This is a genomic window from Streptomyces sp. SID12501, assembly GCF_010550245.1.
Taxonomy (GTDB): domain Bacteria; phylum Actinomycetota; class Actinomycetes; order Streptomycetales; family Streptomycetaceae; genus Streptomyces.
Genome location: NZ_JAAGLU010000225.1, coordinates 1 through 665, shown reverse-complemented (window position 1 = coordinate 665; position 665 = coordinate 1). Strand labels below are relative to the sequence as shown.

Here is a 665-nt window from a genome sequence, read left to right as displayed (position 1 = left end):
CGATGGCTGGTCGCGCCCACGCGGTCCAGATCAGTGTGGAGGTCACGGGCGGCAAGGCTACGCGGCCGGGGGCGGCCGGGGTGACGCCCCCGGGCGGAAGCCCTCAGGTGGGCGGCTCAGTCGCGGGCGAAGCCCAGGCGGGCGCGCAGGCCCACGCGTTCGTCGGTGGCGACCGAGGCGGCGCCGTCGGTGACGGTCTCGTAGACGGCGAGGATGTCCGCGCCGACCGTCGACCAGTCGAAGCGGCGTACGTGCGCGGAGCCGCGGGCGCTGAGTTCGGCCCGCCGGGCCGGGTCGCGGAGCAGGGCGACGGCCGCGTCGGCGAGGGAGGCGGGGTCCTCGTTCGCGAAGGTTTCGCCGGCCGGGCCCTGGTCCAGGACCTGCGCGAACGCGTCGAGGTCGGAGGCGAGGACCGCCGCTCCCGCGGACAGGGCCTCGACCAGGATGATCCCGAAGCTCTCGCCGCCGGTGTTGGGGGCGACGTAGACGTCCACGCTGCGCAGCAGGCGGGCCTTGTCCTCGTCGGAGACCATGCCGAGGAACTCGACGCGCGAGCGCAGCTCCGCAGGCAGGCCGGCGACCGCCTCCTCCTCGTCGCCGCGGCCGGCGACCAGCAGCCGTACGTCGGGGCAGGCCTCGACGATCCGCGGGAAGGCGGCCATGAG

1 protein-coding gene is annotated in these 665 nt (G+C 75.6%); it reads right to left on the bottom strand.

Translation table 11 applies throughout. The annotated features are described in order from the left end of the window. Positions 1-116: 116 nt before the first annotated feature. The coding region (locus tag G3I71_RS45400; protein WP_164324772.1) for a glycosyltransferase family 4 protein at positions 117-665 on the bottom strand (549 nt) is incomplete at its 5' end.